The 26,251-nt window shown below is 71.3% G+C and carries 21 protein-coding genes; 7 read left to right on the forward strand and 14 right to left on the reverse strand.

Features of this window, described 5'->3' with window-relative positions; all coding sequences use genetic code 11:
* Position 1: 1 nt before the first annotated feature.
* Positions 2–643 (reverse strand): response regulator, encoded by a 642-nt coding sequence (locus RM479_RS20185; protein WP_274812213.1) that lies wholly within the window; start codon positions 641–643, stop codon positions 2–4.
* Between the two features lie 5 nt (positions 644–648).
* Positions 649–5,028: a HAMP domain-containing protein gene (locus RM479_RS20190; protein WP_311513303.1), complete on the reverse strand. Its 4,380-nt coding sequence runs from the start codon at positions 5,026–5,028 to the stop codon at positions 649–651.
* A gap of 247 nt (positions 5,029–5,275) precedes the next feature.
* On the opposite strand from RM479_RS20190, the gene RM479_RS20195 reads away from it, so the two are divergent.
* Positions 5,276–7,447, forward strand: coding sequence for a SpoIIE family protein phosphatase (locus tag RM479_RS20195; protein WP_311513304.1), 2,172 nt, complete (start codon positions 5,276–5,278; stop codon positions 7,445–7,447).
* Positions 7,448–7,530: 83 nt separating this feature from the next.
* Here RM479_RS20195 and RM479_RS20200 read toward each other — a convergent pair whose 3' ends face one another.
* Positions 7,531–8,136 (reverse strand): response regulator transcription factor, encoded by a 606-nt coding sequence (locus tag RM479_RS20200; RefSeq protein WP_311513305.1) that lies wholly within the window; start codon positions 8,134–8,136, stop codon positions 7,531–7,533.
* Between the two features lie 272 nt (positions 8,137–8,408).
* Between RM479_RS20200 and RM479_RS20205 the strand changes: the two genes are divergently transcribed.
* The gene (locus tag RM479_RS20205; protein ID WP_449590052.1) at positions 8,409–10,028 is read left to right on the forward strand and encodes a S1C family serine protease; all 1,620 of its coding nucleotides are present in this window, start codon (positions 8,409–8,411) and stop codon (positions 10,026–10,028) included.
* A 392-nt stretch (positions 10,029–10,420) separates the two neighbouring features.
* Entirely contained in the window at positions 10,421–11,701 is a 1,281-nt protein-coding gene (locus RM479_RS20210) for a glycosyltransferase (protein ID WP_311513308.1), read from the forward strand.
* Positions 11,702–11,766: 65 nt separating this feature from the next.
* Here the strand turns inward: RM479_RS20210 and RM479_RS20215 are convergent, their stop codons facing one another.
* The 3 genes from RM479_RS20215 to RM479_RS20225 form a co-directional block, all read right to left on the reverse strand.
* A complete protein-coding gene (locus tag RM479_RS20215) occupies positions 11,767–13,233 on the reverse strand; it encodes a sensor histidine kinase (RefSeq protein WP_397222722.1) in 1,467 nt (488 codons plus the stop codon).
* Positions 13,233–13,940: a response regulator transcription factor gene (locus RM479_RS20220; RefSeq protein WP_397222689.1), complete on the reverse strand. Its 708-nt coding sequence runs from the start codon at positions 13,938–13,940 to the stop codon at positions 13,233–13,235. The genes RM479_RS20215 and RM479_RS20220 overlap by 1 nt, the downstream gene beginning before the upstream one ends.
* Before the next feature lie 75 nt (positions 13,941–14,015).
* Complete coding sequence (locus tag RM479_RS20225; RefSeq protein ID WP_311513314.1) at positions 14,016–14,963, reverse strand: HpcH/HpaI aldolase/citrate lyase family protein; 948 nt, start codon at positions 14,961–14,963, stop codon at positions 14,016–14,018.
* 143 nt (positions 14,964–15,106) lie between these two features.
* On the opposite strand from RM479_RS20225, the gene RM479_RS20230 reads away from it, so the two are divergent.
* Entirely contained in the window at positions 15,107–17,434 is a 2,328-nt protein-coding gene (locus RM479_RS20230) for a molybdopterin-dependent oxidoreductase (RefSeq protein WP_311513315.1), read from the forward strand.
* A 290-nt stretch (positions 17,435–17,724) separates the two neighbouring features.
* On the opposite strand, the gene RM479_RS20235 is transcribed toward RM479_RS20230, so the two are convergent.
* The 5 genes from RM479_RS20235 to RM479_RS20255 all read right to left on the reverse strand — a co-directional run bounded on the left by RM479_RS20235 (position 17,725) and on the right by RM479_RS20255 (position 19,984).
* Positions 17,725–18,384: a class I SAM-dependent methyltransferase gene (locus tag RM479_RS20235; protein WP_311513317.1), complete on the reverse strand. Its 660-nt coding sequence runs from the start codon at positions 18,382–18,384 to the stop codon at positions 17,725–17,727.
* 132 nt (positions 18,385–18,516) lie between these two features.
* Positions 18,517–18,681, reverse strand: a complete 165-nt coding sequence (locus RM479_RS20240; protein ID WP_311513318.1) for a hypothetical protein — start codon at positions 18,679–18,681, stop codon at positions 18,517–18,519.
* A gap of 132 nt (positions 18,682–18,813) precedes the next feature.
* A complete protein-coding gene (locus tag RM479_RS20245; RefSeq protein ID WP_311513320.1) occupies positions 18,814–19,218 on the reverse strand; it encodes a hypothetical protein in 405 nt (134 codons plus the stop codon).
* Entirely contained in the window at positions 19,215–19,436 is a 222-nt protein-coding gene (locus tag RM479_RS20250) for a hypothetical protein (RefSeq protein ID WP_311513321.1), read from the reverse strand. Before RM479_RS20250 ends, RM479_RS20245 begins: the two co-directional genes overlap by 4 nt.
* Entirely contained in the window at positions 19,433–19,984 is a 552-nt protein-coding gene (locus RM479_RS20255; protein ID WP_311513323.1) for a hypothetical protein, read from the reverse strand. The genes RM479_RS20250 and RM479_RS20255 overlap by 4 nt, the downstream gene beginning before the upstream one ends.
* 188 nt (positions 19,985–20,172) lie before the next feature.
* Here RM479_RS20255 and RM479_RS20260 point away from each other — a divergent pair, with 188 nt between their 5' ends.
* The 3 genes from RM479_RS20260 to RM479_RS20270 all read left to right on the forward strand — a co-directional run bounded on the left by RM479_RS20260 (position 20,173) and on the right by RM479_RS20270 (position 21,855).
* Positions 20,173–21,009, forward strand: coding sequence for a helix-turn-helix domain-containing protein (locus tag RM479_RS20260; protein ID WP_311513325.1), 837 nt, complete (start codon positions 20,173–20,175; stop codon positions 21,007–21,009).
* A gap of 9 nt (positions 21,010–21,018) precedes the next feature.
* On the forward strand, positions 21,019–21,213 hold the full coding sequence (locus RM479_RS20265; RefSeq protein WP_311513327.1) for a DUF397 domain-containing protein: 195 nt from the start codon (positions 21,019–21,021) through the stop codon (positions 21,211–21,213).
* A gap of 138 nt (positions 21,214–21,351) precedes the next feature.
* Entirely contained in the window at positions 21,352–21,855 is a 504-nt protein-coding gene (locus RM479_RS20270) for a GNAT family N-acetyltransferase (RefSeq protein WP_311513329.1), read from the forward strand.
* Positions 21,856–21,886: 31 nt separating this feature from the next.
* Here the strand turns inward: RM479_RS20270 and RM479_RS20275 are convergent, their stop codons facing one another.
* The 3 genes from RM479_RS20275 to RM479_RS20285 all read right to left on the reverse strand — a co-directional run bounded on the left by RM479_RS20275 (position 21,887) and on the right by RM479_RS20285 (position 26,239).
* Positions 21,887–22,936, reverse strand: coding sequence for a fatty acid desaturase family protein (locus RM479_RS20275; protein WP_311513331.1), 1,050 nt, complete (start codon positions 22,934–22,936; stop codon positions 21,887–21,889).
* Positions 22,933–23,802 (reverse strand): STAS domain-containing protein, encoded by an 870-nt coding sequence (locus tag RM479_RS20280; protein WP_311513333.1) that lies wholly within the window; start codon positions 23,800–23,802, stop codon positions 22,933–22,935. Before RM479_RS20280 ends, RM479_RS20275 begins: the two co-directional genes overlap by 4 nt.
* Before the next feature lie 280 nt (positions 23,803–24,082).
* Positions 24,083–26,239, reverse strand: coding sequence for a PrsW family intramembrane metalloprotease (locus RM479_RS20285; RefSeq protein WP_311513335.1), 2,157 nt, complete (start codon positions 26,237–26,239; stop codon positions 24,083–24,085).
* Positions 26,240–26,251 lie beyond the last annotated feature (12 nt).

Raw genomic sequence — 26,251 nt, forward strand, 5'->3', positions numbered from 1 at the left:
GTCAGTCCTCGGGGCCGTGGAGGGTGTCGATGAGGGTGGACAGGCGGGAGAACGCCCGGTCCACCCGTCGCACCCCTTCGACCAGGGGCTGGTCGGTGTCCTGGTAGGCGTCGACGATGTGCCGGCGCAGTTCGGCCAGTTCCTCCCGCACCTGCCCGGAACCCTGGGCGAGCTGCTCGGCCAGCACCTTGCCGGGCTCTCCGGTCTCCTGGCCGAGGTCGCGCTGGAGGGCGCGGGCCTGTTCGCGCATCTGCGCCTTGAGCTGGTGGAGTTCGACGAACACCTCGACCTTGGAGCGCAGCACCCACGGGTCGAACGGCTTGAGCAGGAAGTCGACCGCGCGCGAGGCGTACCCGCGGAAGACCTGGTGCCGATCGATCTCCTGGGCGGTCAGGAAGATGATCGGCACGTCCTTGGTCTTCTCGCGCTGTTTGATGTGCGCGGCCGTCTCGAAGCCGTCCATCCCGGGCATGACCACGTCCAGGAGGATGACCGCGAAGTCCGTGCCCAGAAGGTGTTTGAGCGCCTCCTCCCCGGAACCGGCACGGATCAGGTTCTGATCCAGGGACGTGAGGGCCGCCTCCAACGCGATGAGGTTCTCGTCGCGGTCGTCCACGAGGAGGATGTTGGCCTTCTGGGTCACGGCGGTCACTCCAGGTCTTCGGTCGGGTCGTCGTTGCCGGTGTTCCCCTTGGGGCCGGTGTCATCCACGCGAATGATGCGAGTGCTGTCTCCTTCCGCGCCATTGTGCCGGTTTCCGGAGCCGATCGTGCCCGCGCCCCCGGGGTCCGTCGCCGACCCGGCCGCGGTCACCGCCGGGTCGGCGACGAGCCAGTGGCGCATGACGTCGAGCAGGTGGTCGAGGTCCACCGGCTTGGTGACGTAGTCGGTGGCGCCGGCCGCCAGGCTGCGTTCGCGGTCGCCCTGCATCGCCTTGGCCGTGAGCGAGATGATGGGGAGTTCGGCGAACTGGGGCATCTGCCGGATGCGCTCGGTGGTCTGGTTGCCGTCCAGGTCGGGCATCATCACGTCCATCAGGACCAGGGAGATGTCCTCGTTGGCCTCCAGCTTCGCGATGCCCTCGTGGCCGTTGTCGGCGTACAGGACCTCCAGGCCCTGGGCCTCCAGGGCGCTGGTGAGGGCGAACACGTTGCGCACGTCGTCGTCGACGATGAGGACCCTGCGCCCGGTCAGGACCGCCCGGCGTTCGGGGTCGGTGCGGGGCTCCCCGTCCCGTTCCGCCTCGGGTTCGCCACCGCTCTCCGTGACGGTTTCGATCACCTTGAGCACGGGCACGGTGGGCAGCGGCTCGACGCCCGGATCGGTCAGCGCCGCCACCGCCGCGTCGAACTCCTCCGAGGGCATCCCGAAATCCGCGTCGCGGCCCGACTCCAGGGCGGGCAGCGAGTCCAGTCCCCTGTCCTCACCGGCGCGCTCGGCGGCGTCGTCGGGCAGGCGGACCGGCAGCAGCAGGGTGAAGGTCGACCCCTGCCGGGGCACGCTCTGCACCCGGATCTCGCCGCCGAGCAGACGGGCGAAGTTCCGGCTGATCGACAGCCCCAGCCCGGTGCCGCCGAAGCGGCGCGAGGTGCCGCCGTCGCCCTGGTGGAAGGCCTCGAAGATCACCTGGAGCTTGTCCTCGGCGATCCCGATGCCGGTGTCGGCGACGGTGAACGCGATGATCTCCTCGTTCTCGACGAACATCTCCAGGTCGGCGTCGTCGAGCGCCCACGCGGGTTCGATGAGCAGTCGCACCTCGCCCTGCGGGGTGAACTTGACGGCGTTGGACAACAGGTTGCGCAGGATCTGCTGGAGCCGCTGCTCGTCGGTCCACAGGGTGTCGGGGATGTCCGGGGAGACGTCCACCGCGAACGCCAGCCCCTGGTCGCCGGTGACCGGTCGGAACGTCGCCTCGACGTAGTCGACGAGCTGGTCGATGGAGACGTCGCTGGGCTGGACCTCGGCACGGCCCGCCTCGACCTTGGACAGGTCCAGGATCTCGTCGATGAGCAGCAGAAGGTCGCTGCCGGCCTTGTGGATGGTCTGGGCGAACTCCACCTGCTTGGGCGTGAGGTTCTGTTCGGCGTTGTCGGCGAGCAGCCTGGCCAGGATGAGCAGGCTGTTGAGCGGCGTGCGCAGCTCGTGCGACATGTTCGCCAGGAACTCCGACTTGTACTTGGAGGAGACCTGGAGCTGGTGGGCGCGCTCCTCCAGGGCGTTGCGGGACCGCTGGATCTGCTGGTTCTGGAGTTCGATCGCCCGGTTCTGGTTGGCCAGCTGGGTGGCCTTCTGGCGCAGTTCGGCGTTCTTGTTGCGCAGCTCCTCCTGCTGGCGCTGGAGCTCGTTGGAGCGCTCGCGCAGCTGGTTGGTGAGCTGCTGGGACTGTTCGAGGAGGTCCTCGGTGCGCTTGTTGGCCAGGATCGTGTTGATCGTGGTGCCCAGCAGGGCGACCAGCTGGCGCAGGAAGTTCTTGTGGATCTCCCGGAACTCGTCGAAGGAGGCGAACTCCAGGACGCCCAGGGCCCGCTCCTCCGACAGGATCGGCAGGATGTACAGGTGGCGCGGCTGTGCTCCGCCCAGGCCGGAGGAGATGGTGACGTACCCCTCGGGGAGGTTCCCGACCTGGAACTCGGCCTGCTGGGCCAGCGCCTCCCCGGCCAGGCCGACGCCCTTGCGGACGCGGCTGCGTTCCTCCTGCGGGTCGAACCCGAACCCGGAGTAGAGCAGGAACACCTCCTCGTCGTCCATGTCCTCGGGCAGGTAGCAGGCGCCGTGCTGGGCGTTCATGAGCGGCGTCACCTCGTTCATGATGAGGCGTGCCAGCTCGTGCAGGTCGCGGTGTCCCTGGATGTGCCCGGAGATGCGGGCCAGGTTGGACTTGAGCCAGTCGGCGTCGCGCTGGGTGGCGGTGGTCTCGCGCAGGTTGGACACCATCAGGTTGATGTTGTCCTTGAGCTGTTCCATCTCACCGCGGGCGTCGACCTGGATGTTGCGGGTCAGGTCGCCCTTGGCGACGGCGTTGGCGACCTCGGCGATGGCGCGCACCTGCGTGGTGAGGTTTCCGGCCAGGCCGTTCACACTGTCGGTGAGCTGCTTCCAGGTGCCGGAGACCCCCTCGACCTTGGCCTGGCCGCCCAGCTGTCCCTGGCTGCCCACCTCGTGGGCGACGCGGGTGACCTCGGTGGCGAACGCCGACAGTTGGTCCACCATCGTGTTGACCGTCGTCTTCACCTCCAGGATCTCGCCCTGGGCGTTGACGTCGATCTTCTTGGTGAGGTCACCGGCGGCGACCGCGGTGGTGACCTCGGAGATGTTGCGCACCTGGGTGGTGAGGTTGTGCGACATCGAGTTGACGTTCTCGGTGAGGTCGTTCCAGATGCCCGAGACGCCCTTGACGTCGGCGCGACCGCCCAGTTTGCCCTCGGTGCCCACCTCACGGGCCACCCGGGTCACCTCGTCGGCGAACGCCGACAGCTGGTCGACCATCACGTTGATGGTCTCCTTGAGCTCCAGGATCTCGCCCTTGGCGTTGACCGTGACCTTCTTGGTCAGGTCGCCCGCCGCGACGGCGCGCGTGACCATGGAGATCTGCCGTACCTGGTAGGTGAGGTTGTTGGCCATGGAGTTGACGTTGTCGGTGAGGTCCTTCCAGACCCCGGAGACGTCGCGGACATGGGCCTGTCCGGCCAGCTTGCCCTCGGTGCCCACCTCGCGGGCCACGCGGGTCACCTCGTCGGCGAACGCCGACAGCTGGTCCACCATCTTGTTGATGGTGTCCTTCAGCTCCAGCATCTCGCCCTGGGCGTCCACGGTGATCTTCTTGGTGAGGTCACCGGCGGCCACCGCCGTCGTCACCTGCGAGATGTTGCGCACCTGATAGGTGAGGCTGTTGGCCATCGAGTTGACGTTGTCGGTGAGGTCCTTCCAGATGCCCGAGACGCCCTTGACGTTCGCGCGACCGCCCAGCTTGCCCTCGGTGCCCACCTCACGGGCCACCCGGGTCACCTCGTCGGCGAAGGAGTCGAGCTGGTCGACCATGGTGTTCACGGTGTTCTTCAGGGCGAGCATCTCGCCCTGCACGTCGACCTGGACCTTCTGGGTCAGGTCGCCGCGGGCCACCGCCGTCGTCACCTGGGAGATGTCCCGCACCTGGTTGGTGAGGTTGTCCGCCATGGAGTTGACGTTGTCGGTGAGGTCCTTCCAGATGCCCTGGACACCGCGCACGTTGGCGAGGCCGCCCAGTTTGCCCTCGGTGCCCACCTCGCGGGCCACCCGGGTGACCTCGTCACCGAACGTGGAGAGCTGGTCCACCATCGTGTTGACGGTGTCCTTCAGCTCCAGCATCTCGCCCTGGACGTCGATGGTGATCTTCTTGCTCAGATCGCCGCGGGCGACCGCGGTGGTGACCTCGGAGATGTCGCGCACCTGGAGGGTGAGCCGGGAGGCCATCTGGTTGACCGCCTCGGTCACCTCGCGCCAGGCGCCGGAGACGCCCTCGACCCGGGCGCTGCCGCCCAGCTTGCCCTCGGTGCCCACCTCGCGGGCCACCCGGGTGACCTCCTGGGTGAAGCCGCTCATCTGGTCGGCCATCCGGTTCACGGTGGTGGCCAGGCGCAGCAGGTCGCCCTTGAGCTCACCGCGCCGCCCCTGGGTGGAGGCGCGCAGGGTCAGTTGCCCCTCGGCGACCGCGTCCAGGACCCTGGCCACCTCGGTGACGGGTTCGGCGACCTCGTCCAGCAGGGTGTTGAGGGCGGTGGCGCTCTCGGCCCACGCGCCCCGGGAGGGGTTGACGTTGATGCGCTCGTTGAGGCGACCCTCGTTGCGGACGACCCCGCCGACGCGTTTGAGTTCGCTGCTGAGCTGTTCGCTGTGGTCGACCACCTCGTTGAACACCGAGGCGATCTCCCTGATCGTGCCGCTGCCGCGTTTGCGCAAGCGCACACTGAAGTCCCCGTCGCGCATTCGGTAGAGCGCGCGCAGGATCTCGTCCAGCTGGTCGTCGGCCACTTCACCGACCGCCTCGGGCATCGAACCCCTCCTCCGTGACCGTGCCATCGATCACCACCGGGCTGTGCGGACGTGTCGACTCACACTAACCGCCCGCGCCGACCGGCACAGGTGGGTCCGGCATGTCGATTCCTTCGGTCGACCTGCCCCGTCCCGGAGCCGTCCGGACAGGACCGGTCCCCCGGGTCGGCGTATCGTGTCAGTGTCCACACCTCTCCCGAGTCCGTATCCAGATGAAGGACCCGACGGTTTGCCGGCACATGACACCTTGAAGGTCGCTCGACGAGAGTTCCCGCCCGCGCCCGAGACGGCGGCGGGGGCCCGCGAGTTCGTCCACGACACCCTGCTGTCCTGGGGTGTGCCCGACCCGTTCGACGACGTGATCCTGTTGGTCAGCGAACTGGTCACCAACGCGGTCATCCACGCCCGCTCGCCCCTGGAGGTGACGGTGCGCCGCCTGGAGGGGGCCACCGAGGTGATGGTGAGCGACGCGGCCCCCGAGAGAGCGGTCCCCCAGGCGGGTCCGCTGTCCGTGGACACCTCCCCCTCCCGCGGCGATGAACGCAGCGGCGGTCTGGGGTTGGCCCTGGCATCGGCGATCGCGTCGAGTTGGGGGGTGAGCTACGGGCGCGACGACAAGGCGGTGTGGTTCCGCATCGACGACGTCGGCGACGGAGTCGCGTCGCTGGAGGCGCCGACCGTGCCGCGCCGCTCCCCGAACCGGCCCGCCCGGCCCACGCCCTGGTCGTCGCTGGACGCCGCGCTGGGCTCCCGGTTGTCCCTGCCCCAGTTGTTGGAGCGGACGGTGGAGTACTCCGCCACCGCGCTGGGCGGTGACGCCGCCTACATCGCCCTGGCCACCTCCGACGAGACCATGTGGGAGGTGCGCGCGGCCGTGGGACTCACCTCCGGCGGCGCGCACTGGCGACCGTTGCGCATCCGCACCGAGGAGGCGTTCCCGTCGGCGGCGCCGGAGGCGGGCGCGATGATCAACGACGACCTGATGATCGCCCGCGCCCACCGGGGCCGGTTGTCGCGCGCCGGGATGCGGTCGCTGGTGACGGCGCCGCTCATCGTCGACGGCCGGGTCACCGGTCTGCTCGGGGTGGCGTCGCGTCGGGTCCGGCACTTCGCCCCGGCCGCCGCCCGGCGCCTCCAGGAGGGCGCCGACCTCATCGCGCTGCCCGTGGAACGCGCGCGCCTGGCCGAGGTGGAGCTCAGCCGACGGGCCTCGCTCAGTTTCCTGGCCGAGGCCAGCGACCTGCTGGCGGGCACGTTGGACGAGCGGATGACGGGGGCGTTGGCCGCCCAGTTGATCACGTCACGGCTGGGCCGCTGGTGCGCCATCCACACCATCAACGAGTTGGGCGTGTCGCGGCTGACCCACGTCATGCACGGCAACGAGAACTACAACGACGTGCTGCGCGAACTGCTGTCGGGGGCGCCGCCGCGCGAACAGCGCGACCCCCGGCCGTTGTGGGGTCCGACCGACCTGGGCGAGGGGGAGATCGACGACGGTCTGGTGCGCGAACTGGTGCGCGGGCCGGCGATCAGCATCCCGCTCGTGGCGCACGGACGCGAGCTGGGCCGGATGACCATCGGCAAGAACGAGTCGGACGACTTCACCCGGGAGGAGGTGGACGTCTCCGACGACCTGAGCCGCCGGGTGGCGTCGGCGATGGAGAACGCCCGTCTGCACGAGCGGCAGGCGGCGATGAGCGTGGCGTTGCAGCGCAGTCTGTTGCCCGCCAGGGAGAAGGAACCGGTCATCCCGGACGTGGACCACGCCGTGTTCTACCGTCCGGCGGACGAGAAGAACGTGGTCGGCGGCGACTTCTACGACGTGTTCGCGGCCAGCGGCCGGTGGTGCTTCGCCATCGGCGACGTGTGCGGGACCGGCCCGGAGGCGGCGGCGGTGACGGGTCTGGCCCGGCACACGCTGCGCGCGCTGGCCAAGGAGGGGTTCACGCCCTCGCACATCATGCAACGGCTGAACATGGCGATCCTGGACGAGAACACCTCGACCCGGTTCCTGACGATGCTGTACGGGGAGATGACCCCGGCGACCGACGGCGGGGGCGGGATGCGGGTGCGCATGGTGTGCGCCGGGCATCCGCTGCCGTTGCGGTTGAGCCCCAAGGGCGGGGTGGAGCAGTTCGGCGCCTCGCAGCCGTTGCTGGGGGCGTTCGAGGACGTCGGTTTCACCACCGAGAACGTGGACATCCGTCCCGGCGAGGTGGTGCTGGCGGTGACCGACGGGGTGACGGAGCGGCGCAGCAACTCCGACATGCTCGGGGACACGGGCCTGGAGAGGATCTTCTCCGGCTGCGCCGGGCTGTCGGCGCAGGCCGTGATCAGCCGGATCGACCGGGAGCTGGAGGAGTACGCCCCGGGCGGCCACACCGACGACACCGCGATGCTGGTGCTGCGCTTCCTCTGACACCGGGACACGGCTCCGCGAGGGCTTCCGCGCAGGTTCCGGGGGTCGGCGGAGCGGAGGCTCGGTGAAGAGGCGCCGCCGGGTCAGAGCCAGCCCATGTCCTGGGCGGTGCGGATGGCGGCCATGCGGTTGGCGGCTCCGGTCTTGCCGATGGCGTTGGACAGGTAGTTGCGGACGGTGCCCTCGGTGAGGTGGAGGGTCGCGGCGATGCGGGCGACCGTGGCGCCGTCGGCGGCGGCGCGCAGCACCTCGGTCTCACGGTCGGTGAGGGGGCTCTCGCCGCCGACCATGGCGGCGGCGGCCAGGTCGGTGTCGATGTAGCGTCCGCCGCCGTGGACGCGGCGGACGGCGCCGGCGAGCTGTTCGACGGGCGCGTCCTTGGCGAGGAATCCGCGGGCCCCGGCGGACAGGGCGCGGCGCAGGTAGCCCGGTCGGCCGAAGCTGGTGAGGATGACGACGCCGCAGGCCGGTACGGCCTCCTTGAGGCGGGCGGCGACCTCCAGGCCGGTGGCGCCGGGCATCTCGATGTCCAGGACGGCGACGTCGGCGGCGTGTTCCCGGACCGCGTCGACGACGAGGTCGCCGCGCCCGACCTGGGCCACCACCTCCAGGTCGTCCTCCAGGCCGAGGAGTGCGGCGATGGCCCCCCGGACCAGATGCTCGTCATCGGCCAGCACGATCTTGATCAAGGTCGGCCCTTCGGTCTGTGTCGGTTCGGTCGCGGCGCGATAGTGTTCCGGACATCTAGGTGCATAGAACACGTAGAGCATCGATACGGACAGTAGCCTCCGAGCGCCCACCTCTTCGGAGGAGAACAGACTCGAAACCCTGGTATATCGGGCTCTCACCCTGTTCTAACCCATGCGCCGCATGATGGAGCACATCGATCGGAACATCGTCCCGTCAGTCGGAGGATGAGTTGAACCCCAACGAACCCACACCAGGTAACGAGCCCGAAGCCGTGACCGCGGAGAACCACCCCGCGACCGGCGCCGACGGGCCCGCGGGGGGCGTCTCCGACGGATACGGGTCCACCGTTCCCCGAGACACCCCCCCTCAGAACGCGGTGCCCTCCGACGGCCGGGACGCGGGGGCTCCCGGCCCGTCGGAGGGCACCGGACCCCGGTTCGCCCCGCACGATCAGCCGCCGCACTGGGCGACGGGTCCCAACGAGACCGACAGGGTCGCCTTCTCCTTCCCGCCCGAGGGCGGTGAGGGCCCACGACCGACCGGCCCCGGGCCGGTACCCGGCGGGGTACCGTACGCGACCGCGCAGGGCGGCGCCTTCGGCGCGATGCCGGGGGCACCCGGCGGCCCGCAGGGCCCGCAGGGCCCGGGTCCGCACGGTCCGCAGGGCCCACAGGGTCCGCACGGACGGGGACCGCAGGGACCCCAGGGGCCCTTCGGCGGCCCGTTCCAGCCGCCCGGCGGCCGACCGCCGTACGGCCCTCACCCGCACGCCGTCCCGGCCGGTCCGCCACCGGAACGCAAGCGGGGTTCGGGCCGGATCGTGGGGGTGGCCGCGGCCACGGCCCTGGTCACCAGCCTGATCGTGGGTCCGGCCGCCGCGCTGGGCACCGCCTACCTCTTCCCCGACGGCCTGAGCGGCCCGGTCAGCTCCCTCGGCGGTGAGCAGGGCGGGACCGCCACCGAGGGCGAGGTGGGCGAGGTCGCCGAGAAGGTCCTGCCGAGCGTGGTGTCCATCCAGACCGCCAACGGCGGCGGCAGCGGCGTCGTCATCTCCTCCGACGGGCAGATCCTCACGAACGCGCACGTGGTGGACGCCGCGCAGGGCGGGGTCCTGGAGGTGCTGTTCAACGACGGGACCGCCGCGTCCGCCGAGGTCCTGGGCTCGGACCCGGTGTCCGACATCGCCGTCATCCAGACCCAGGGGAAGAACGACTTGCAGCCCGCCGTACTGGGCGACTCCGATCAGATCGGGGTGGGTGCCGACGTCGTCGCGATCGGTTCGCCGCTGGGTCTGCCCGGAACGGTGACCACGGGCGTGGTCAGCGCCCTGAACCGGCCGGTCAACACGGGGGCGACCGAGAGCGGCAACGGGCAGACCTCCACGGTGATCAACGCGATCCAGACCGACGCGGCGATCAACCCGGGCAACTCGGGCGGCCCGCTGGTGAACATGGCGGGCGAGGTGATCGGCATCAACACCGCGATCGCCGGGCTCTCCCAGGAGAGCGGCTCGGTGGGTCTGGGGTTCGCCATCCCGGTCAACCAGGCCAAGCCCATCGCCGAGCAGTTGGTCACCGAGGGCAGCGCGAGCTACCCGGCGATCGAGGCGACCATCACCGGCGGCCGGGACGGCGGGGCGACCATCGTCGACGTGACGGAGGGCGGCGCCGCGGACGAGGCCGGTTTGGGCAAGGACGACGTGATCGTGTCGATCGACGGCACCCCGATCACCGCGCCGGACCAGCTGATCGCGGAGATCCGTTCGCACCGTCCGGGGGACGAGATCACCCTGGGGGTGCGGGCCGGCGGCGCCGGTTCGGTACGGGACGTGACCGTGACGCTCGGCGAGCAGAGCGCGGCGTCCGTGGAGGACGAGGCCGAGGAGGACTGACCTCGGGGACCCCGGGAGGGGAACCGGGAACGAGGTCACCGGGGGCGGGGTCGCGAACGCGGCCCCGCCCCCGTCGCGGTTGGAGGGTGGGGGTGGCACCACCGTCGGGGCGTGGTGGCCCCCGGCGCACGTGGGGGTGCCCGCCCTCTGGCCCCGTTCCGCGAACGGGAATAGCGTCCTCGTGACGGCTTCGACGGCGACGGAACACCGGTCGACAACGGAACGGTGCGCCAGAGTACACGCATGATGACGAAGAGTATCGTTCCTCGCGTCGTGTGCTACCTGGCCGGTCGCCACACCGTCACCCGGAGGTCGGCGATGGTCAACGCGGGTGCTCCACACTCGTGCCTACACGGCGACCCGACGCGCACCGGCTCAGGAGACACCCCGATATGACCACCTCGTTCCTTCCCGAATCACCACCGGCGGCCGAGGTACCGACGGCCGCTCCCGATGGCCGTACGACCGTGCTCATCGGTACGGACACCTACCCGCCCGACGTCAACGGGGCCGCCTACTTCACCGCCCGGCTGGCCCGGGGTCTGGTCGCACGCGGGGTGCGGGTGCACGTGGTGTGCGCCTCCCCGAACGGACGCCCGCACGTCGTCGAACGCGACGGGGTCGTCGAGCACCGGTTGCGGTCGATGTCGTCCCTGGTCCACGAGAGCGTGCGGCTGGCGGTGCCGGTGGGGGTCCGCGGGCATCTCGACCGGCTGCTGGAGCGGCTGCGTCCGGACGCCGTCCACATCCAGAACCACTTCCTCATCGGACGGGTGCTGGCGGGCGCGGCCCGTGCGCACGGCATCCCCGTGGTGGCCACGAACCACTTCATGCCGGAGAACCTCTTCGACTACGTGCACGTCCCGGCGCCGTTGCGCCCCCACGCCGCCCGGCTGGCCTGGCGGGACCTGGGCGCGGTGCTGTCCCGGGTGGACCACGTCACCACGCCGACCCCGGCAGCGGCCCGGCTGCTGTGGGAACAGGGGTTCGGCCGACCCGTGGAGCCGGTTTCGTGCGGGATCGACCTGGTGCGGTTCCGGCCCGCGCCGGAGAACGCCGAGGGGCGGCGGCGCATCCGGGCCGGGCTGGGCGTCCCCGACCGGACGACGATGCTGTTCGTGGGGCGGCTGGACGAGGAGAAGCGGGCGGACGAGCTGATCCGGGCGGTGGCGCGCACCTCCGGAGAGGTCCAGTTGGTGCTGGCCGGACACGGCGCCCACCGCACGAGGCTGGAGGAGCTGGCCGTCGCCGAGGGGGTCGCCGACCGGGTGGTGTTCCTGGGGTTCGTCTCCCACGAGGACCTGCCGAACGTGTACCGGGCGGCCGACGTGTTCACCATCGCGGGCATCGCCGAACTCCAGAGCATCGCCACCTTGGAGGCGATGGCCTCGGGGCTGCCGGTGGTCGCGGCGGACGCCATGGCCCTGCCCCACCTGGTGGAGGTGGGCGTCAACGGGTACCTGTACCGGCCGGGCTCCCCCGAGGAACTGGCGGCCCGGGTCGACGAGGTGGTGGCCGACGAGTCGCGGCGGCGGGCCATGGGCGCGCGCAGTCGGGAGATGTCCCTGCCCCACCGGCTGGAGCACTCCCTGGCCAGGTTCGAACGGATCTACCGGGAGGCGGCGGCGGAGGGCGTGGCACCGCCCGTCGGCGGGTTCTCCCACCGGCGGTAGACCGCGTTTCCCCGCACCTCCGCTCCGCTTCGGTCCGTGCGGGACCGCCCAAGGGCACAGGTTCTCTAGGCGGGCCCGTCCGAGGGCGGATCGGCGGGGGTGATCTCGGGGAGGGTGAACCCGATGACGGCGCCTCCGCCCTCCCGGTTGCGGGCGAACACCTCCCCGTCGTGGGCGCGGGCGATCTCCCGGACCATGGACAGGCCCAGCCCGGAGCCGGGCAGTCCGCGCGCGGAGGTGGCGCGGTAGAAGCGTTCGAAGACCCGGCCGGTCTCCTCGGGGTCGATGCCCGGCCCCCGGTCCAGGACCTCGACGGTGCCGCGCCGGATCCGGATCTCGATGGGCGCGGTGCCGTCCGGGTCGAACTTGGCGGAGTTCTCCACCGGGTTGGCCATGGCGCGCTCCAGCGCCCCGGGGCGCCCGTGGACGGCGCTGTCGTCGGCGTCGACGACGATCTCGCGGCCGGTCCGCCGCCGGGTGCGCGCGGCGACCTTCTCCGCGACGTCGGCCAGCACCACGCGTGAGGGGGTCTCGTCCTCGTGGTCGCCGGTGGCCAACCCGACCAGTTCGTTGACCAGGGACGTCAGCTCCCGGGTCTCCCCGCGCAGGTCCTCGATGAGGCTGCCCCTGGCCTCCGGGGTGAGCCGGTCGGCCCGGCCGAGGACCTGGATGTTCGTGTACAGGCTGGTCAGCGGGGTGCGCAGCTCGTGGGCGGCGTCCTGGACCAGCCGTCGCTGTTCCTCCTGGGAACGGGCCAGACGGGCCAGCATCGCGTTGAAGGCGTCGCCGAGCCGACCCACCTCGTCGTGCCCGGCCTCCCCCACCGGTGTGTCCGGGCGCCCGGCGAGCGGGTCGAGCCGGCCTGTGGAGCTGACGTACTCGGCGGCGTCGGTGAGGCGGGCCAGCCGCCCCGTGGTGCGGTGGCCGATGAGCCACCCGACGCAGGCCGCGCCCAGGGCGACCAGCACGCCCACCCACAGGATCTGGGTGGCGAGCCGACCGAGCATCCGCTCGGTGGGCGACATCTGCTGGATGACCTGGAGGGCCCCCGCGCCGTCGCCCAGGGACACCGTCGCCACCCGGTAGGCCTGGCCCTGCACGGTCTGTTCGCGGGTGAGGGCCTCACCCGGCTCACCGGCGGTCGCGAGTTCCATGTCCTCGGCGGTCGGCGCGAAGAGCGCCACCTCGGAGGCGCCGTCGGCGACGGCGACCTGACGGCGGCCGTCCGGCAGGATGTGGTGGATCTGGAGGTCCTTGCCGGCCAGGACCGGCCCCCGGTCCGAGGAGAGCGTGCCGTCCTGGTTCTCGTACAGGGAGACGATCTGGTCGGACAGCGCGGTGACGACCCGGCTGAAGTCCTCGCGCGCGTCGGCGCGGATGAGCGCGGCGGCCGTGGTGTAGGCCAGGGTGCCGACCAGGGCGATGGTGACCGCGACGACCAGTGCGAACATCACGGCGAAACGGGTGCCCAGGCGCCATCCGCTCGGATGGAACAGCACGCCGCCCCGGATGCGCTCGTCTGCCACGGTGATCACCCCTGCGGGCGGAGCGTGTACCCGACACCGCGCACGGTCTGGATGAGCGGTTGCCCGCCGTCCTCCAGTTTGCGGCGCAGGTAGCTGATGTAGACCGCCAGGTTCTTGGAGTCGGGGCCGAAGTCGTAGCCCCAGATGCGGTCGTAGATGGTGGCGTGGTCCAGCACGATCCCGGCGTTGCGGACCAGGAGTTCGAGCAGGTCGAACTCGGTCTTGGACAGCTCGACCTCGCGATCGCCGCGCCAGACCCGGCGGGCGCGCGGGTCGAGGCTGAGTTCACCGACGCGCAGCGGCCCCTCCTCGGTGCCCTCGGGCCCGGGAGCGGCCCGGCGCAGCAGGGCGCGCAGCCGGGCCAGGAGTTCGTCCAGCTCGAAGGGCTTGGCGAGATAGTCGTCGGCCCCGGCGTCGAGTCCGGCGACCCGGTCGGGGGTCTCGACGCGGGCGGTGAGCATGAGGATGGGCGTGCGGTCGTTCTCGGCCCGCAGCACTCGGGCCACGCCCAGGCCGTCGACGCCCGGCATCATCACGTCGAGGATGAGCAGGTCGGCGGGGTCGGAGTGAACGGAGGCGAGCGCCTGAACCCCGTCGGCGACGGTCCGGACCGCGTACCCCTCCAGTTGGAGGGCGCGTTCCAGCGACTCCCTGATGGCGCGGTCGTCATCGGCGACCAGCACGGTGGCGGTGGTGGCGTCCATGGCCCACATGCTGCCCCATCCGGGTGAGAGGTCGGTAAGAGGCGGGTGGGGCGCGTGTCAGAGCCGGTCACGACGCCTCCCGGCTCAGGCGTCGGGTGTGAACACCCGGGTGCGCCGCAGCCCGGCCGCCCGGCCCTTTCCCGCGATGACCAGGGCCATCTTGCGCGAGGCCTCGTCGAGCATCTCCTCGCCGAGCATCACGGCGCCGCGCCGGTCGACCTCGGTGGCGTGGGCGTAGGCGTCGAGGATGAGTTCGGCGTGGTCGTAGTCCTCCTGGGAGGGCGCGAAGACCTCGTTGGCGGCCTCGACCTGGAGGGGGTGCAGCACCCACTTGCCGTCGTAGCCCAGCGCGGCGGTGCGGCCGGCGGCGCGGCGGAACGCGTCGACGTCGCGGATCTGGAGGTAGGGGCCGTCGATGGCCTGGAGGTCGTGGGCACGGGCGGCGGTGAGGATCCGCATGAGCACGTGGTGGTAGGCGTCACCGGTGTCGTAGCCGGGGGGCTGCTCGCCGACGACGAGGCTCTTCATGTTGAGGGAGGCCATGAAGTCGGCGGGCCCGTACACCAGGGTCTCCAGGCGCGGGGAGGCGGCGGCGATCGAGTCCACGGCGACGAGGCCCTTGGCGTCCTCGATCTGCGCCTCGATGCCGATGCGGCCGACGGGCAGGCCGACGGCGCGTTCGATCTGGGTGAGGAGGGTGTCGAGCCACTGGACGTCGCGGGCCGAGGTGACCTTGGGCAGGACCAGGGCGTCGAGTTCGGCGCCGGCGCCCTCCACCACGGCGATGACGTCGCGGTAGGCCCAGGCCGTGGTCACGTCGTTGACGCGGACCGTACGGACCTTGTCGCCCCAGCCGCCGTCGTTGAGCGCGGCGACGACGGTGGCACGGGCGGCCTCCTTCTCGGAGGGCGCGACCGCGTCCTCCAGGTCCAGGAAGAAGGCGTCCACGTCCAGTCCCCGCGCCTTCTCCACGAACCGGGGATTGGAGCCCGGCACCGCGAGCACCGACCGTCGCGACCTGAGTCCGCCCATCCGACTTCGCTCCCGTTCCCTGTGACCTGTGACCTGTGCGACCCGGCCCACGTGGGACGCGCGGCCCATCATCGCATTCGACGGTACATAGAGTGGGATTCGGGCCCTCGTGGGGCCGTGAGAGCCGGAAGAAGGAAGCGCCGATGTCCACCACGTCGTACCCGACCAGCGCCCACTGGGGCGGTTACCGGGTCCTGGTCCGCGACGACCGGGTGGTGGGGGTGCGGCCGGACCCCGAGGACCCGGCGCCGTCCCCCGTCATGGAGAACACGCCGATCGCCCAGCACCACGCCTCGCGGGTGGCGCGGCCGGCGGTGCGGCGGCGGTGGTTGGAGCGGGGCCCCGGACCGGATCCGCGGCGGGGCGCCCCGGACGACGAGTACGTCGAGGTGGGGTGGACGCGGGCGCTGGACCTGCTCGCCGGGGAGCTGGACCGGGTGCGCACCGCCCACGGGAACGCCGCGATCTACGGCGGCTCCTACGGTTGGGGCAGTGCCGGGCGGGTGCACCACGCGCAGAGCCAGCTGCACCGCTTCCTCAACACCATCGGCGGTTACACGCGTTCGCGCACGACCTACAGTCATGGAGCGGTCGAGACGCTGTTCCCGCGCCTCATCGGCACCCCGGCGACGAACCGGCTGCTGCACCGGGCCCCGTCGTGGGAGGCCGTCCGCCAGCACACCGACCTGCTGGTGACGTTCGGCGGGCTGCGGGTGTCCAACACGTGGACGGCCTCGGGCGGTCGGGCCGCGCAGACCGCCGGGCCGGCGATGCGGGCGGCCTCCGAGGCGGGGGTGGAGTTCGTGTCGGTGTCGCCGTTGCGCGACGACACCCCCGACGACGTCAAGGCCGAGTGGCTCTCCCTGAGGCCGGGCACGGACACGGCGGTGCTGCTGGCGCTCATGCACGTGCTGTTCACCGAGGGCCTGGCCGACACGGACTTCCTGGACCGGTACACGGTGGGCGCCGACACGGTGCGCTCCTACGTGCTGGGCGAGCACGACGAGGGCGGAAGGCGGCCGGGGACGGCACGCACCCCGGAGTGGGCGGAGCGGATCAGCGGGGTGCCCGCCGCCGAACTGCGCGCGCTGGCGCGGCGGATGGCGCGGGGGCGGACCCTGGTCAACGTGGGCTGGTCGGTGCAGCGGGCCCGGTACGGCGAACAGCCGTTGTGGGCGGGGCTGGCGCTGGCGTGCTGCCTGGGACAGGTGGGCCTGCCCGGCGGCGGGTTCGCGTCGGGGTACGGGTCGATGGGCAACTACGGCGGCGGTTCCACCCCGTTGGGGCTGCCCCGGCTGCCGCAGGGCGACAACGCCGTGAAGGACTTCATCCCGGTGGCGCGGGTCGCCGACATGCTGCTGCACCCGGGCAAGGCCTATCACTACGACGGTGGGGAACGGCGCTACCCGGACATCCGGCTGGTCTATTGGGCGGGCGGCAACCCGTTCCACCACCATCAGGACCTGGCCCGGCTGACCAGGGCGTTCGGACGGCCGGAGACCGTGGTGGTACACGAGACGCACTGGACCGCGACGGCCAGGCACGCCGACATCGTCATCCCGTCCACGACCGTGCTGGAGCGGGACGACCTGACGGCGAGCCAGGGGGACCTGAGCGTACGGGCGATGCCCCGGGCGGTGTCGCCGCACGGCGAGGCCCGCGACGAGTACGACACCTACGCCGACCTGGCGGAACGCCTGGGGGTGCGGGAGGAGTTCACCGAGGGGCGCACGAGCGGTGAGTGGATGCGGGTCATCTACCACCGGTGGCGGTCGCTGGTGGCTCGGCGCGGGCTGGAAGTACCGGGGTTCGAGGAGTTCTGGGCCGCCGGCCGGGTGGAGATGCCGGGTCGGGTCGAGGACGAGGCGCTGCTCGGGGAGTTCCGCGCCGACCCCGAGGGGCACGCGCTGCGGACGCCGAGCGGGCGGATCGAGCTGTTCTCGGAGACGATCGCCTCGTTCGGGTACGAGGACTGCCCGGGGCACCCGGTGTGGCTGGCGGGGCCGGTGCTGTCGGACCACGATGGGGAGTTCCCGCTGGTGCTGGTGGCCAACCAGCCGACGGGGCGGCTGCACGGCCAGCAGGACATGGGCGCGCACAGCATGCGGCAGAAGGTCCACGGCCGAGCGCCGGTGCGCCTGCACCCGGACGACGCGGCGGCCCACGGCGTGACCGACGGCGACATCGTGCGCGTGGTCGGCGAGCGGGGTTCGTGCCTGGCGGGCGCGGTGGTCGACGAGGCGCTGCGGCCGGGGGTGGCACAGCTGTCGACGGGCGCCTGGTACGACCCGTCGGCGGCGGAGGCCACGTGCGTACACGGCAATCCGAACGCGCTGACGGTCGACGAGGGCACGTCGTCGCTGAGCCAGGGCTGCACGGGGCAGCTCACCCGGGTGCGCGTCGAACGGTTCGACGGAACGCCGCCCCCGGTCCGCGCCTTCGAGCCGCCGCGCGGCGTCACCCCGGTCTGAGGCCCGTGACGGGACGGGGCACCGCCACCCCGTCCCGGGGGCGAAGGTGGTGAAAGCCGCACTCCTGCCGAGCGCTTCCGATCGCGAGGGGCACCGATGGAAGCAGGCCTTGAAGCCGTGCCGATCCTCGTGCCAGAGTGGCCGAAGGCGGAAGTCCTTCACACCGCCGAGAGCACATAACGCAGAGATAACACCCCGCGTTCGCCCAGGTCGTTAAGCCTGAGCCCCGCGCACGCGGGGATGGACCGAAGGGCGGCCGGCCTGAGCCCCGCGCACGCGGACACCCGCACCTACCGGCCGGCGACCCCGATCACCGTTCCCACATGATCGGGCTCCGGTGCCGCCTCTTCCCACACCCGCACCCGGGCGAACCCGTGCCCGGTCAGGATGTCCTCCCACTCCTCGGGTTCGTGGGCCCACCGGTACACCCACACCCGGCGGCCGTTGAACCCGGCCCCGTACATGCCCTGCACCCCGTACGATCCCGGGACCGCAGGGGCGTGGGAGAACACGAACCGCCCCCCGGGCTCCAACCGGTCGTACACCAGCGGGAACAACACTGCCGGATCGGTGAACCACGCCGCCCCCCAGATCGAGTGGATCGCCTCCCACCGCCGTGTGGTGCTCGCCAGGAACTCGACGACGTCCGCGTGATGGAACTCCGCGCCCAGATGCTCCCACCGCTCCCGTGCGGTGCGCACCGCCACCGGGGACACGTCCACCCCCGTGGCATTTATCCCGCGGGAGGCCAGCGCGGCAACCGCGTTGCCCCGACCGAATCCCAACTCCAGGGCTGTGGAGGGTTCACCGAGGAGTTCGGGGCCGGGCCCGTGCCCCGGGTACTGGGTCCACTCCAGAGCCGGGGGCGATACCTCCTCCGGCTCCTGCGGGGTGATGCCCTGGATGTACCGGTCCCAGTAGCTGGGGATGTCCGTGGTCGGATCGGCCATGGTTTGGTCCTTGTGGCTTCGTCTGACAGGACCCGCACCACGGTAGCCACGCGGCGGCGGGACGGCAGGGGAACAACGGAAAAGGCCGACACCTTCACAGGTGTCGGCCTCGTGGTTCAGCCGTCCGGTTGGTCAGTGACCGTTCGGCCCTGAAGCGCACGAGGTGCACTTGGCGGCATCGCGGTCCCGCAGGGGCCGGTCCACGATGAAACCGTTCTCCTGGATGACATGGGCGGTGCGCTCCACCGCCCCGTCGTACCTGGACTCGATCTGGGAAACGTGCTCCGGTTCTCCCATCGGGATCACCCCTGTACGGTTCTCGCCGACGACCGGTGCGTCGAAGCATGGACGCGGCCTGGCCGTGGCCCGCGCGCCCGGGGAAGAGCATGGGGTCCGGGCGCGCGGGGGCTTCGGGGGCAGAGTGGGCGGTCAGTCGCCGTGGGCGTATCTGCGGCGCTGCTCGCCGATCAGCGGGGCGTCTGCCGCGCGCTGCTCGACGATGACCTCACCCTGGCGGATCACCGCTGCCCGCTCCTCGGGGGTGAGATCGTCCGGGATCGGGTCGGCGGCCGGGTCGGTACACCGGGGTTTCTCGCCCATGTCCTGCTCCGTGGCCGTTTCTGTGGTGTGGTGGCGGGCCAGGAGGTCGCGCATGACGGCGTGGTCGGGTGCGGCCAGGCGCTCGTGCGGATCTCCCGAGCCGGTCCAGCCGATCGGCCGGTAGGCGACGACCTCCGTGCCGCCGTTCGGGGTGGGTTCGAGGGTGAGGACCCAGCGTCCGTGGATGAGGTCGTCCAGCACCCGCACCATCGGATCCGGAACATCGTTGGTCACAGCACCTCCAACGGGCTGCGCCACACCAACGGCAGCGGGTGGGGGTCGCGTCCGGAGGTGACCGCGACCCGGGTCGCCGTGCCGTGCGTGGCCGCGTACACCGCGCGACCTTCCAGGGTGGGTCCGAGGTAGCGCAGCGGAACCCGGTGGACGTTGGCCCAGAACCCCAGGGTCTGGATCGAGGGAAACTCGCGGATATCGCAGATGCGCCGTATCACGCCGCCCTCCCGAGGTTCCAGGCCACGATCCGCGAGGCCGCCAGCTCGTCGCGCCACAGAGCAGAGCGGTCGGCCACCAGGTGGGCGGTGCTCTGGAACGCGGCCGTCCGGGCCCGCAACCGCGCGGGGGCCTTGCCCGTGGTCGGGACGGGCTCCCTACGGGAGCGGGTCCCCTCACGAAGGGCCTGGATGCGCGGCCGGGACGCCACCGCTGCGGCGAACCCCGAACCGGAGGCCGGGACCGGGGTCGGTGCCGAGGTCGGAGCCACGACCGGGTGCGGGGCCTGGTCCGAGGCTGCGGCCGGGACCTGGGGCGGGTTCGCGGCCGGTGCCGGAACGGCGGCCGGCATCGGTGCCGGGTCCGGGGTGGTGGTGTGACCGAGCAGTTGCCGCACCGCCAAGGCGAGCGGGGCCAGGTCGCGCCCCGGGTGGGTGACGTACATGCGGGCCCGGGACGCTCGGCGGGGTCGCCGCAGGCGAAGGACTTCGGTGGCCGGCCGGCGGGCGGCGACCAGTTCGGAGCGGTTCAGGTAGCGGTATCGCGCCATGAGCGCACACCTCCGGTCAGGGTGCCGGGTGGGAGTCCCGGCAGATTCGGGACTTCAAGTTAGGCTAATCATCGAACCTGAATTTCCGATTTTCAAGAGCAACTTGAAATCCCGCCCCTGAAATCCCTGAATGTCCAGTTCGGGGCCACAGGGTCTACGATCGGGGCATCAACGCTTCCGGGAGTGCCATGACGCAGCGCTACAGCCCCACGGTCCGGCGACGACGCCTGAGCGAAGAGCTACGCCGTCGCCGCACCAACGCCCGCATGACCTTGGACGACGCCGCCCAGGCGACCGAGATCTCGCGAACCACCGTGAGCAACATCGAGTCAGGAGTGAAGAAGCGGCCCCAGATCAACGAGATCAAGGCCCTCCTCGACGCCTACGGAGTGACCGAAGAACGGGAACGCGACGAGATCCTGAACCTCACCCGGCAGTCGAGGGAATCAGGGTGGTGGTCGCGCTACAAGGACGTCCTGAGCGGCAAGTTCATCGGCTTTGAGGCAGAGGCCGCCGTGATTTCCACCTGGGAGCCCTTGGTGGTGCCGGGCTTACTCCAAGTGCCCGAGTACATCCGGGCGGTGGCTCGGGCCGCGAGGATGAGCGACGAGCACGGCATCCAGCGGGCGATCGACGCCCGCATCGAGCGGCAACGCATCCTCGCCTCGGACCCGCCCGAACTCTGGGCGGTGTTCTCCGAGTCGATCCTGCTGTCACTCACCGATTTCCCTGATGTGCTCCGCCAGCAGGTGGAGTATCTGCTTGAAGCCGCTGAAGCGCCGACGACGACCATCCAGATGACACCTGAGCGGCGACTCACGCCAGGTCTGGGTGGCCCGTTCGTCATCATGGACTTCCCTGAGGTGGTCGACCCCTCCGTGGTCTACCTGGAGACCGACACCGATGGGTTGTATCTGGAGTCTCCGGAGGAGGTAGCCCGCTACCGCAACATCTTCGGCCATCTGCACAGCGCGGCGATGACACCTGAGCAGACCGTGGAGCGTTTGAAAGAAATGATCACCTAGGAAGCCATCATGAACTCGAATATCCCAAACGAGGCGTTCCGCAAGTCGTCCTACAGTCACCCGCAGTCGCAGAACTGCGTGGAGGTCGCCGACCTGCCAGGTGGATCGGCCATTCGAGACACCCAGAACCGCGAGGCAGGGCACCTGATGTTCGCGCAGGCCGAGTGGGCCGGCCTGATCTCATCTGTCCGCCGAGACGGATAGAACGAACAGCAAGGCCCCGACCACGGACTTGGGTTCTCGTGGTCGGGGCCTCCCGCATTCATCCGAGGCCGGGGCGACTGCCCGTCGGAGAGCGAAACGGCGTTGATCGCCCCGTCCGGCCCCGTCTAGGGTTCCGGGATGAAGATCAGAGCAGGTGGCCCTGACGACCTCTCCACCGTGCTCGGCATGCTCGACTCCGCCGTCGAATGGCTCGTGTCCCACGGCCGCACCGGACAGTGGGGCACCGAGTCCTGGTCCTCTCGGCCCAAGGCCGTCGCACGCGTCGAGAGGCTGCTCACCGACTCGGAGCCCTGGATCGCGGAGATCGACGGCGAGCCCGTCGGGGCCCTCGTCCTCGACACCGCCCCCGGCCCCGAGATCCCGCCCGTCGACGAACCCGAGGTGTACGTGCGCCTGCTGGTCACCGACCGCCGCTTCGCCGGCCACGGCGTGGGGGCGGCCCTCCTGGCGCACGCCGCCGAGGAGGCCCGCCGCCGGGACGTCGATCTGCTCCGCGTGGACTGTTTCGCCGGGAACGAGGGCCGTCTGGTCGCCTACTACACCCGCCAGGGCTTCACCCCCACCGAGACCTTCACCGTCGGCGACTGGCACGGCCAGGTCCTCGCCAGGCGCGTCGGCTGAGGGGGTCGCCGGGCCTCAGGGCCTCAGGGCCTCAGTATTCGAGTTCCGGCCGCAGTGGTCCGCCCACCCGGTGCAGGTGGCCCAGCACCTCGGCGTAGGACCGCAGCAACCCCGTCTCGTAGTACGCCAGCCCGATCCGCTCGCACGCGGCCCGCACCAGCGGCTGGGCGTGCCGCAGGTTGGGGCGGGGCATCGAGGGGAACAGGTGGTGCTCGATCTGGTAGTTCAGTCCACCCAGCACCAGGTCGACCACCCGTCCGCCCCGCACGTTACGGGACGTGAGGACCTGGCGTTGGAGGAAGCCCGCCTTGGCCTCCTCCGCCAACACCGGCATGCCCTTGTGGTTCGGGGCGAAGGAACATCCCATGTACAGGCCGAACACCGCCTGGTGCACCAGCACGAAGCACAGCGCCTGAAGCGGGGTGAGGGTCATCAGGACGATCGTCAGGTAGCCGCCGAGGTGCAGCGCCAGCAGCACCCCCTCCACGATCCGGGTCCTCACGGAGGGACCGGTGCCCTTCACGATCCAGCGCACCGAGGCGACGTGCAGGTGGAAGGCCTCCAGGAGCAGCATCGGGAAGAACAGCCACGCCTGGCTCCGGGCCAGCCAGCGGCCCGGCCCACGGCGGCGGAGCAGGGCCTGTTCCCGGCTGAAGGCCAGGGCGGCCCCGGCGATGTCGGGGTCCTTGCCCTCGTGGTTGGGGTGGGCGTGGTGACGATCGTGCTTGTCGACCCACCAGCCGAACGCGAGCCCCACCAGCAGGTCCCCGTGGATCCATCCGATGAGCCGGTTGGCCCGTTCGCTCTCGGCGATCTGTCCGTGCCCGGCGTCGTGTCCGATGAAGGCCGTCTGGGTGAAGATCAGCCCGAGCACCACGGCCGTCACCATCTGCCACCAGGAGGGGCCGATCAGGACGAAGGCCGTCCAGGCCGCCAGGAGAAGCGACAGCGTGATGGCGATCCGCGCCGTGTAGTGGCCCCGGCGTCTGCGCAGCAGTCCGCGTTCGCTCACCTCGCGGGAGAGGACCGCGTAGTCGCTCCCCCTTCGCCGCTCGGAAGAGGTTCCGTTCGTACGGGTCATCTGGACAAGGCCTCTCTCACGGTCGGGTGAAGTGGCGGGAGACCGTGCGTCCCGGTGAGTTCCAGAAGTCTGACGACCCGTGCCGAGGGCGCGGCCAGGCGCAGGTCGACCCCCGCCCGCTCGGCGCGGGCACGGGTTTCGGCGAGAAGGGAGAGTCCGGCGGCACTGAAGAAGGTGACTCCGGACAGGTCCAGGACCACCCTGTCACCGCCGTCGCGCAGCACCTCGAACAGACGGGTCCGGTACCCGGGGGCGGTCATCAGGTCGATGTCGCCCGAGATGCGCAGGAGGGTCCGCCCGTCGCGTTCCTCCCGTGAGACGGCGACCCTGCGCGAGGGGTGGGCACGCCGATCCTCGTCGTAGAGTTCACCGCCCTCGGACTCCCAGTCCGTTTCCGGAGCGGTACGGGGTGATGGAGGGGACATACCGGCGACGTCCATGGTCTCGGCGGCCTTCTCGGTGTTCGTGGACAGGATGGCCAGATCGAGTGCGGACCAGGCGGCGAACGTCGTCGCGCCGGGCGGTACGACCAACAGGCGGGTGCGCGTGCCGTTGCGGCCGACCGCGACCACGAGGTCGGGCGGCATCTCCAACGACCAGGAGAGACGGATCGCGCGACCGGCCACCGCGAGGAGGTCGGGGCGGTGGTACCAGCCGGTCACCCCCAGTTCGAGCAGGTGGACGGGGCCCAGCCGGTCGTCGATGGCCAGGACCAGTCCGGGCAGTTCCGCCACCGGGTCACCGGACCTGGGCCACCAGCCGCCGTCCAGGACGGCTCCCCGATGCGGGATGGGATTGAGCCTCAGCCGGGGGACCGAAGGAGGGGTCTCGGAGACGGCGGGCGGGCGTCGGGTGAAAGCGGCCATGAGTGGAGTGCTCCACGATCCCCGGGCCGGGCGAGCGGTGCTCGCACCGGGCCGGTTGGGGGCGTGAACGTATCACGCGCGTGCGGGAGAGGGGACAGGTTCCATGCCTGCGCCGAAGTGGCATGGCGGCCCGGAAGAACGGATCCGGATCCTGCTCTGTCGTCACACCCTCGTCCCGGAGTACCGGGCTCTCTCGAAACGGGTCTACAGACCCGCTCATTGCCAGTCTACACTCGCGGTCCTCGCCCCACGAGGGTTCGAGGCCGGGTGTGTCGGAGGTTCAGCGGACGAGGAGACGGTCGACGGCGCGCGGGAGCAGCAGGCCGACGAGACCGACGGCGGCGTAGGCGACCTGGCCGGGGGCCAACATGCCCAAGACCGCGCCGGTGTTGGCGGTGGGCGAGCGCAGGAAGTCGCGCATGTGCGGGTGGACGTGCGGAACGCCGTTGCCGGAGAGCAGCAGGACGAACACCGAGGCCAGCAGGAGCGTCGCCCAGACGGTCTCCGACGTCGACGCGAGCGCGAACCACCCCTGGAGGCGGTCCAGGGCGAGCAGGGCGTAGCCGGGTTCGCCCGCCGGGGTGTGGGGGGCCGTCGCCGGGACGACGGCCACGAAAACCGCCGCCGACGCGGTCAGGGCTGTGACCCCGCCGGTGGCCGCCAGGCCCAGGCGTCGGGCCAGGTCCCGGGCGGTGCGGGTGAGTTCCCTCTGGGACGGGTGATGCCGCCAGGGCCGCCCCGCCGAACGGGCCTCGCCCATGGCGTTCGCGCGGCGCTCTCGCAGGAAACGCCAGGTGTCGCCGAGGGTCGCCGGTCCCCGTCGGGCGGCGATGGTGGAGGCCGCGAGCTCGTGGACGATCATCGACAGCGTGGTGGTGAGCGTGACCGGCAGTTCCGCCCAGGCCAGGGCGGCGCGGCGGAACCCCGGCGCGATGTCCCCCGGCACCCGGACCCGCGTCGCCACGGCCCGGCCGCGCGCCCGGCGGCGCAGCCCGGCGAGCGGCGGCAGCCCCGGCAGCGGCGGGGTGCTCTCGGCCGCGGTCGCGATGAGCCGGTAGTCCAGCGCCACCGCGCAGACCAGCAGCGCCACCAGGAAGAACGGGGTGAGCGCGCCTCCGCCGAGCAGGTTCAGCACCACGCCCGAGGCCGGGTGCAGGGCCGCGCCCGCCAGGAGCGCGTTGAGGTTGAGGTGTTCCAGGAACGCCAGGACGAAGGCGAGCGGCGGCAGCAGCCACAGTCGTCGTCCCCCTCCGACGATCGCCAGGCCGAGGGCCGCGCCGACGAGCCCCGTGGTCACCGCGTGCCCCGAGAACACCGCGACCACCGCGCCGGTCTCCCGGTCCATGACACCGCTGCCCCCCGGCAGGAACCACCCCCCTCCCCCGGTACCGCCCACCGTGAGCGCGGTGACGAGGTGCTCCGCGAGCTGGAAGCCGGCCCCCGAGGCGGCGGCCAGCAGCGCGAAGTCGACGGCGGCGAGACGCCGGGCCCGCCGGAGGGCGACCAGGGGCAGGAGCGCGAGCGGCAGGAGCGTGCCGATCTCCTCGACGGTGACGGCCACGTAGGTGTAGCCGACCACCCCCAGGGGCTCGCTCCCCACCGCCTCGTTGACGGCTCCCTCGATCAGGGCCAGCGGCCACAGCAGGATCGCCCCGAGGGCGGCGGTCCGCAGGAGGGTCGCGAAGGACACGGTGCGGGAGCGGGCGATCAGCGCCAGCTGGAACAGCACCACGAAGAGCGTGATCACCACCGGAAGCACCGGGGCCGCGATGGCGGAGACCGCGATCGGAGCGATGGCCGCCACTCCCAGCGCCGCCCACCCCGATGCCCCGCGCAGAGCGCGCAGCGCGCGGGCGGCCTTGGGCGATCCCCGTCTGAACCGGTCACCGTGGGCGGCGAGGCGTTCGTGGAGGTCGGGGCCGGGCACGCGCTTCGGATCCGTGCCGGCGCAGCGGTAGAGCCGGGCCGCGCGGACCAGTTCCGGGGTCTTCTCGATCTCGGCGCGGGAGGCGAAGTGCGAGCGGGCCTGGGGGATGTCGGCGCCCACGAGTTCGCGCACGAAGTCGGCCGGGCCCGCGGCGATGGTCAGGTCGTCGGCGGTGATGAGGACGGCCGCCGAGAAGTCCTCGACGCACACCAGGAAGTCGGTCGGGTGCGGTCCCCATCCGCGCACCAGGTCGATGAGGGTGTCGGTGTCGAGGGGGATCTCGGTGACGGGTTCGTAGGAGAACTCGGGCCGGGTCCGGCACACCAGCAGCCGTTCCACCCCCATGGCCCGGCCCGACGCGATGACGGCGCGCACGAGATTGCGGTCGCGGGGCACCAGGAACGGCGTGGTGACCTTGCCGTCGACCCGGATCCAGTGCGGGTCGAGCTCGGTCGCGCCGGCACAGACGCGCAGGACCAGGTCCCGCGCGAGCATGGCCTGTTCTTCCATGGAGGTCCTCGT

Origin of the sequence: Nocardiopsis lambiniae (assembly GCF_031845465.1) — a bacterium.
Classification (GTDB): domain Bacteria; phylum Actinomycetota; class Actinomycetes; order Streptosporangiales; family Streptosporangiaceae; genus Nocardiopsis; species Nocardiopsis lambiniae.